An 8335-nucleotide genomic window follows, 5' to 3' on the forward strand; every position below is an offset into this window, starting at 1 on the left:
TTTATTTACACTTAAACACAATATCTTGATATTTCACTTCGTCTATCTCAAACTCTTTTTCACCACCAGGCAGACGAAACTTAACCTCATCACCCTCTTCTTTACCCAAAAGCTGTTTTGCTAAAGGAGAGTTAAATGAGATGAGTCCTATATCGGGATTACTTTCACATCCACCAACTATAGTGTATGTTACCTCTTCATCTGTATCCATATTTGTCATACTAACAGTTGATCCAAAGCTCACTTTTGTATGTTGTAACTCTTTTGGATCAACGATCTGTGCATTGCCTAAAATTTCTTGAAGTTCTGCTAAACGGTTATCAATATTTTTTTGTGCTTCTTTTGCTGCATGATACTCAGCATTTTCTTTAAGGTCACCATGCTCAAGTGCTTCTTCTATAGCTTTGACCACACCAGGACGCTTAACTTCTTTTAGCTCTTTAACTTCAGCCTGTAGTTTCTCATAGCCAAAAAGTGTCATTGGTTCGATATTGTTTTGCATATTTTATTCTCTGTATTAATTTTTTTAGTTCTAAGATTATAGCAAAACTTTTCTATTCTTTCATACTATTGCCAATGAACAACTATTTTGTATATGTAATTTTAGCTGAGTTTTTTAACGCAGCTATCTTTGATACAGCCCACTCTTTCGTTTTTTTGTGTAAATATTCATCTTTTACTTTCTCTTGCACCATAGGAAATGTTGTATCCACCGCAGGAATAAAATTTACAAGATAATAAATCGCATACCCAAAAGGTGTTTTCACTATATCTGTATGTTCTCCTCTTTTTAAAGAACGAAGCTTTTTTCGTATATCACTTTGTAAATCCAAAGTTGCTATTTTCCCCATATAACCACCCTCTTTTGATTCTGGAGATTTTGAGTACTCTTTTGCCAATTTACTAAAATCCAAATAATTACCATTTGAATTTTTTAATGACTGCAAAACTTGCTTAGCCTTCTCTTGTGTCTCAACAGTAATGACTGCTAATTCAACCATTTCAGGAGTGTCGTATTTGTATTTATTTTGATTATAATACTCTTGAAGCTCTTTTTCGTCAACATGCATACTTTTCATATTTTTTTCTAAAAGAAATTTAAAAGCCAATAAACCTTTTGTTTGAAAAAGTTGCTCTTGAGTGTATCCAGAAACTTTTTTAATTTCAGAAATCAAACTTCCATCACTAGATTTACTTGGAGTATATTTCAAAATATGCCCTAGCACCTTTTCATATTCAGGATCATTTACAATGTCTGTATGCAGAGCATAATTAGCAGCTAAGTATTTTTCAACCAATCTGCTCACTACTTTCTCTTGTTCTTTTTTTGAAAGTTTGTGAAAGTTTTTTGGTGCAATTTCCGTTGTAATTTTATGTTCATTTACAACTGCCAACACCTCTGTAGCATATATTTGTTGTGAACATAAAAATAAGACCATAATGAAAAATAAGTTTTTCAAGTAAATTCCTTGTATTGTAAATTTAATATCATAGCACCTCAATGCCATTATATAAAACTTAGTTAGTATTTTATCAAAGGGATTGACTCTTCCCTTTGATAATTTTATGATTACTCGTCAATTTTTCCAGTTTTTATTCTTTTGTTATAAATTGCGCGTAATTCACGGATATCTTGTTGTAGCTCAAAAACACCATGCCAGTGAGCGTAGTCAGGACCACCCATCAATGCCCCTTGTCTCATACGTCTTCCTTGATGATGCCACAGATGATACCATACTTTGAAAGCAGGATCAGCCCATTTATCTTTCATCATTAGACCTTTTTTACCTAACTCATCAATCATACCTTTAGCTTCTTTAGCATACTCGTTATAAAGCTCTACATGTTGATCTGCCATTTTAAAGAAACTTTTTGTATGAAGTGAAATATGGCACGATTTACATACTTGTTCCATCTCTGCACGACCTGCTTTTGAACCATCAGGATGTCCTGCTAGTGGATTACCTTTAGTAACTTTGTTCTTATTTGTAAAGTCAGTTACAGCAGTTTCATATCCACCATCTCTCAACTTAGATATAGGTGCCCAAATATTCCATTTCAGTCTTCTACTAACATTATGTGTTGTTTTTAACTCACCAATACCACTCATATGACATGTTGCACAAGTTGGAGCTCTGTAATCACCTGGTTCCCACGCATCTGGTGCTGAATCATACTTCCATGTACTTCCCTCTGCATTGAAAATATGTCCATGCATTGAGTTATTGTATATTTCGATATCCGGATGATCTGGTCCTAGATGACAACTAGCACATCCTGCCGGTTTTCTTGCTTCTGCAATAGAAAACTTATGTATACTATGACATGATTTACAGTTTCCAACGCCACCATCTGGGTATACATTTCCTATACCATAGTTTGGCCAAGTTTCAGCAGTTGGTTGTTTATTTTTGTCAAGTTTAATAATTGTACCATGACACTGCATACAACCTGTCGCTTCAGGAGAGTTTTTCAGTTTTGGATGATTTCTTCCCTCAAATTTATGCATCAAATCTTGCATACCTTGTTTTGCAGCAACTTGTAATGCAGCTCTAGCATGTCCACTATGTTGAAATTCTTCAACTTCATTTGGATGACATTTTGTACATGTCTTAGGACTTACTAATACAGAAACATATGTTTTTGTGCCTTTAACACCAGGACAGTTTTGCGCTGCCATAGGATTGTCTTTTTTTACACTATGACAATCAATACAAGAAACACCAACATGAGCATGACGACTTTGTCTCCAATCATCAACATGTGCAGGTGTTTTATCTGCATGACATTCAACACAACGCTTCGCTTCAACTGTCATGCCTCTTGTTATTTTCAAGTTTTTATTGTTTGTCATATCCCCCAAATGTTCTGTAGGTTTTGCAACCAAACTCGATACACTTAAAAGCATCCCTGACAAAAATGTAACTACTAATGACTTCAGTTTCATTTATTTCTCCTTAATTCCTGTTTTTGAAATATAATCACCAAGATTATGATGACCTACATTACTATGACACTCTACACATTTTTTCTTTTTATCTAAAAAGTATGCCTTATGTGCAACAAACGCTTTTGCGCTTCCCATTGTTGCTTCTTCTAAATTACTATGACAATGAAGACATCCACTGTCATAAACAAAATGCTTTGCATGCTTTCTCTTTTCCTGCCAATCAATCTTGCTTTTATCATATGTAAGCTCTGCCCATACATCATGTGTCCCTGTTTTTGCTTTTTCTACCAAATAACTAAACAGTGAATCATGTGGCAAATGACAATCAACACACTTTGCTCGAAGACCTTCCTTGTTATTACCTCCATGAATATCCGCTAGATAAGATTGTGTCATTGGTTCCATAGTATGACACTGTGCACAAAAATCTTCTCCAGACGTTTTTTCTACCATTACAGCAGTAGTAAAGGAACCCATCGAACCGATACCAACCCCTATTAATACTATTACCAATAGAGCCACTTTAGAAAAGTGATTTCCTTCCTGCTTCATAGTTCAACCCTAACCTTACGTTCAACCAGCATAACCAGTCTTATTTTGAATTAAAATAATTAAATTTTTATATTCAATTATTCTTAAGAAAATGATACCTCATCTAACTATAATTTAAACTTAATAAGTTAAAATTCAAGCAAATTTTATCACATTTATAAATAAAAAAATGCATTATACAGAGCTTATTTCTCTTTACGAAATTGATTTTTTTCAATCTCACTGAGCGATTTTAATGACATTTCTTTCACATCATTGGCAACTTCACTTACTTCTACTGCTGTATTTGCATTTTCATTTGTCATGGCATTGACTTCATCTACGGCTTTATTGATAGAATTTGCACTTTCACTTTGCTCCACTATGTTTGCTTCTACATCAGTTATAGATTGCGTTAATATACTCACAGTTGTATTAATCTCAGCAAGCGACTTTTGAGTACTTTCCGCTAGTTTTCTTACTTCATCAGCGACAACAGCGAAGCCGCGACCATGCTCACCAGCACGAGCTGCTTCAATAGCTGCGTTTAGAGCAAGTAAATTTGTCTGATCTGCGATATCTGCAATAACTTGCATTACATTTTTAATATCTTGTGATTGCGATACAACTTCATTGGCTTTTTGTGAAGTCTCTTCTATCGTTTGTGCTATAGTATTTACAGCACCAGTTGTGGTTGCCAACTCTTGTGCTTGTGCAGCAGCAGACTTGTTAAGTTCTTGCATTTTTTCTTGAAGCACATCTGCTCTTTCAAGAAGAATATTTGCATTATTATAAGAATCGTTTAAAAGTTTTGTGATGGCATGACCAAGAGTGTTGACTCGATCTACAACCCTTTTTGTCTCTCCCCCAATTTTACTATCAAGTGTAATTGTATCAAGGTAGTTATAGTGTGTAAATTTATCAAGCCCTTCTAAGATATCATCCATAACCTTCTCTTGCGTATCTAGCATTTTGTTAATTGTGCTTGCCAATGTCTGGATTTGAGGGTTTGATGCTTCTGCTTGAACTCTACATCTAAAAGAACCTTGCTGTACTTTGTTCAGTGTTAAGATAGACTCGCCAACACAAAGCATATCGTTTTCAATCCCCTCGTTTATAGCATCAGTTTGTTCATTCACCATATGAGCAACACGAGCAAGTTCATCTGAGCCTTCAAGGTCAATTTTTTCTATCACATTATGTTTTCTATTTAAAAAATCTAGAAACTGTTCAATACCTAAAGAGATTTTAGCTACCGAGCTTGTAATATTTCTACTTATCATCCAAGACAAAATAGCAGTAAAGACAATAATAAAAAGCATTATAGAAACATATAAATAGAGTACACTTCTCTCATTTTTGTATTTTTGATGTGCAAGTGCACTGAGGTTATTACTCAAAGAATCATCTATTTTTTTAAGTAAGTTTATCTTTTGAGTCATCGTGTCAAACCAATAGCTTGCTTGTATTCCAAAGCCGCCTATGGTATTTGCATCAAGTGCAATTTTACGCATTCGATTGACCTCTTCTATCACCTTACCTTGCATTATCTTTTTGTAATAAATTACGATATTCTTAGGTGCAACAGAAGTAAATACTTTTAAAAAGCTCTCTTGCTCTGTCACTAGTTTTACAAATTTTGCTTTCATACCTGGTAAAAATTTATTTCTCACAAAGGTATTAGCCAGAACCGCTCGCTCTATTCCTGCACGTTCTTTTGCCATTAAAAAACTATAATACGCAAGCATTTTACGTTCACTAGCAACACTCTTTGCTAAATGTGTCATAGTCGCTATAACATCCAACATAGAAGCATTTGTAGCTGTATAGTATCCTATCGCCCCTTTCGCACTCATACGAAGCGATGTAACTTTTGTACGTATCTGTTTTAATTTTTGAATATTTTTACGCATTGTTTCAAGTTTACTAGCTAACTCTTTGGAATAAAAAGTAGCCTTAAAGTGTTCTAGGTTTGCTTCTAATTGGGCAAGCTTTGTATCACTTAAGATTCTCTGTGCGGGAAGCCTTTTAATAAATTTCTTTCCTTTTGAACCCAAAAATCCAGCCGTAGCTCCACGCTCTTTTTGTGTCTCATGTAAAAAATTTGCTATATCTATAGCAAGCTTGAAGAGTTTTTGGTTTTGTTCATCTTTTGGCAGGAGAGAAGACTCTATCTTTTCTTGAACACTTTTAAGCTTATTTATCTTTTTTGTAATCGTATCAAACCAGTAAGTAGCATCAACACCAAAACCACCTATCTCTTTAGCACTCAACAAGATATGCTCCATACGAGCCACCTCATCAACAACCTTACCTTGCAACGTAGCTTTTTCAAAAGCAACATCTTTCGGCAAAGCAAGTGTTTCAAAACTACTTAAAAAAGATTGCTGTTCAGAGATGAGTCCTGCAAGTTTTGTTCTTGCTCCTTTGACAAATTTATCATTTACAAAAGTAGCACTACCAACCGCACGTTCTATCCCTGCTCTCTCTTTTGATTGTAAAAAGTTATAATACGCAAGCGTCTGAGTACTCAACTCAGCATCTGGAGCCTGCAGTGAGGCTTTTGCCATAAAGTTTAAAAATTTTTGATGCATCTTTGTGTAATACTCAATGGCATCTTTTGCTTTGATTTGTTGCTGCATAACTTTTGCGCGAACAGTATTTAACTTCTTAAGTTCCTGCATTGCATTTAAGAAATACTCTTTTGCTTCTGGTTTTAATAGTTCCAAGATATTTTCATCTTGTAAAAAAGCCTGCAACTCTTGAAGATTTTTATCTGTTTGTAGTTTTTGCGCAGGAAGTCGTTTTGTGAATTTTTTTCCTTTAGAACCTAAAAATGCTGCCGTTGCTCCACGTTCTTTTTGTGTTTCGTGTAACAGTCTAGCGATTTTTTCATCCAAATCAACTACTTTACTATATTGTTCATACTGTTGACTCATATCCAAATGTGTGTAACTCGCTGCAATAGCTATGACAATAATAACAACTAAAGGCACAGCGACATTCAGCAACATCTTGTTTTTTACTGAAAGTTTTGTTAAAAAATCCATCATCCTAGCGCTCCTTTGCTCTCATCTCTTTATAAAGTTTTTCATACTTCTCTTTTTCTTCTTGAGAAATTGTTCTTCTACAAGAGATATATCCAGGTTCACCATCACAAGAGGTAAAAGGATACACTGTTGCAAATACCCAGTAATAATTTCCATCCTTTGTACTGTTTTTTACAAAGCCACGCCATTTTTTACCACTTTTTACCGTAGCCCACAAATCTTTAAACGCAGCACGAGGCATATCTGGATGACGCACTGTATTATGTGGTTTACCAATGAGTTCTTCCACACTATACCCTGCATAGTGACAAAACTCATCATTTGCAAAACGAATAATGCCCTTTGTGTCTGTCTCTGAGACTAAAAAAGCTTTTTTATCTAAGACTATCTCTTGAGAAGCCATTATAATCCTTTAATTTTTATTAAAAGTATAGTAGTAAAATAAAACTTTATATGTTATTAATTTTTCATATTAGATAGATTAAAGTCGATTGAGTTTTCTTTAGAATGTAAGCTGATTATACATCCTTTTTTACTTATCTTTTGAACATTTTTCACCTCGTTCAAAAGCACCATCGACTCTTTTGTTATAGGGTCAAAGACTTGAAGTTTTTCATCAGCAACATAAAAAATGCGACCTCCACCACAACCATCACCAATAATCCCCTCACAAACAAGAGGACTTGTCAGATCATACTCTTTATGCTTCATTATTATTTACCGGCATATTTTTGTTAAAAATCTCTAATATTTCTATGCGTTGCTGTTCTTGAGACACCCTGTAAATGATGGTGCAACCTTTAAATATCATATCTCTGGTATTTTCATCATTGTGATAATAAGAGACACGACATTTGTAGGGAAAGTTTGTTAAATTATTAACCTGCTTTTTCAACTCTTTAACAAATCTAATTGCTGCATTTTTTTTATCCTTTGCAACATATTCCACAACAACATCTCTCTGTATCTGAAATAGCTTTGTCTCAACAATTAACATAGTTATTGCTCAAGTTTATGTATTAAAGCATCTACTGATTCATTAAAATCATACATCTCCATTGTTCCGTTATCAACAGCTTCTATGGTCTTGTCTAACTGTGCTTTTCTCTCATAAAAATAAGGGTCATACTCAAGATTTTTATCTTTTTGAATCTCCACACTCTCTATCATCACACCTTTTAAGTTTTCTAAAATCTCTAAAATATTTTTTGCATAATTATCTTTTACTTGTAGTTGAATTGTTTGCATCACTCACCCCTTGCTTAAATTATACATCAAAACCACGAATCATCCAAACAATCCTCTTTTGCTTCTTTGATAAACTCTTGATATTCACTGCCATTTTTATCTAAAGCAATATACTCATCATGTGTGAAACCTTTAAATAGTGCATCGTCAATACATTTACAAAGTTTTGTGGTATTGGCATCTTCTTTATCACAAGTGCTTATCATTTTCTCTTTTTGTGACTCTTCCCAACCCACATAAGAAGTATAGTAAGGGTAGAGTGCCCAGATTGCGAAACCTATCGTCAGTACTATATTTATAATGTACTCTCGTTTTTTTGTCTCAAAATATTTCTTTACATCATAAGAGATTAAGATAATAAATACAACTTCAAGCCCGATATTAAACCAATCACTATCTAAAAAATCAAACACTTTTTATTTTCCTTCTTTTAAGTACATCTCCATAAATAACCCCAATTTCAGAAGCTTAAAAAGAGGGCTAATACAAGGCGAAATTCCGCATGAGCTACTAGTAGCTTAAAGGATTTTCAACGAAGTAGTAGCCCTCTTTTTAA

General features: G+C 34.2%; 10 protein-coding genes and 1 pseudogene. All 11 read right to left on the reverse strand.

The window, feature by feature from the left end:
• Position 1: 1 nt before the first annotated feature.
• Positions 2-502 (reverse strand): transcription elongation factor GreA, encoded by a 501-nt coding sequence (greA, locus tag MV052_RS10280; protein ID WP_297444043.1) that lies wholly within the window; start codon positions 500-502, stop codon positions 2-4.
• 82 nt (positions 503-584) lie between these two features.
• Positions 585-1460: a peptidyl-prolyl cis-trans isomerase gene (locus MV052_RS10285; RefSeq protein ID WP_297444045.1), complete on the reverse strand. Its 876-nt coding sequence runs from the start codon at positions 1458-1460 to the stop codon at positions 585-587.
• Between the two features lie 110 nt (positions 1461-1570).
• Positions 1571-2908 carry a multiheme c-type cytochrome gene (locus MV052_RS10290; RefSeq protein ID WP_297444057.1) on the reverse strand — a complete coding sequence of 446 codons (1338 nt, stop codon included), beginning with the start codon at positions 2906-2908 and terminating at the stop codon, positions 1571-1573.
• Between the two features lie 39 nt (positions 2909-2947).
• Positions 2948-3502: a NapC/NirT family cytochrome c gene (locus MV052_RS10295; protein WP_297444046.1), complete on the reverse strand. Its 555-nt coding sequence runs from the start codon at positions 3500-3502 to the stop codon at positions 2948-2950.
• 185 nt (positions 3503-3687) lie between these two features.
• Positions 3688-4803, reverse strand: coding sequence for a methyl-accepting chemotaxis protein (locus MV052_RS10360; RefSeq protein ID WP_366089452.1), 1116 nt, complete (start codon positions 4801-4803; stop codon positions 3688-3690).
• A gap of 75 nt (positions 4804-4878) precedes the next feature.
• Positions 4879-6534, reverse strand: a pseudogene (locus MV052_RS10305) (nitrate- and nitrite sensing domain-containing protein); the annotation flags it as partial.
• Between the two features lies 1 nt (position 6535).
• Positions 6536-6934: a PAS domain-containing protein gene (locus MV052_RS10310; RefSeq protein WP_297444048.1), complete on the reverse strand. Its 399-nt coding sequence runs from the start codon at positions 6932-6934 to the stop codon at positions 6536-6538.
• Positions 6935-6990: 56 nt separating this feature from the next.
• Entirely contained in the window at positions 6991-7242 is a 252-nt protein-coding gene (locus MV052_RS10315; protein ID WP_297444050.1) for a thiamine biosynthesis protein ThiF, read from the reverse strand.
• Positions 7232-7528 (reverse strand): type II toxin-antitoxin system RelE/ParE family toxin, encoded by a 297-nt coding sequence (locus MV052_RS10320; protein WP_297444051.1) that lies wholly within the window; start codon positions 7526-7528, stop codon positions 7232-7234. Before MV052_RS10320 ends, MV052_RS10315 begins: the two co-directional genes overlap by 11 nt.
• A gap of 2 nt (positions 7529-7530) precedes the next feature.
• Positions 7531-7779, reverse strand: a complete 249-nt coding sequence (locus MV052_RS10325; protein ID WP_297444053.1) for a hypothetical protein — start codon at positions 7777-7779, stop codon at positions 7531-7533.
• Between the two features lie 26 nt (positions 7780-7805).
• The gene (locus tag MV052_RS10330) at positions 7806-8192 is read right to left on the reverse strand and encodes a hypothetical protein (RefSeq protein ID WP_297444055.1); all 387 of its coding nucleotides are present in this window, start codon (positions 8190-8192) and stop codon (positions 7806-7808) included.
• Positions 8193-8335 lie beyond the last annotated feature (143 nt).

Origin of the sequence: Sulfurimonas sp. (assembly GCF_026988655.1) — a bacterium.
Taxonomy (GTDB): Bacteria; Campylobacterota; Campylobacteria; order Campylobacterales; family Sulfurimonadaceae; genus Sulfurimonas.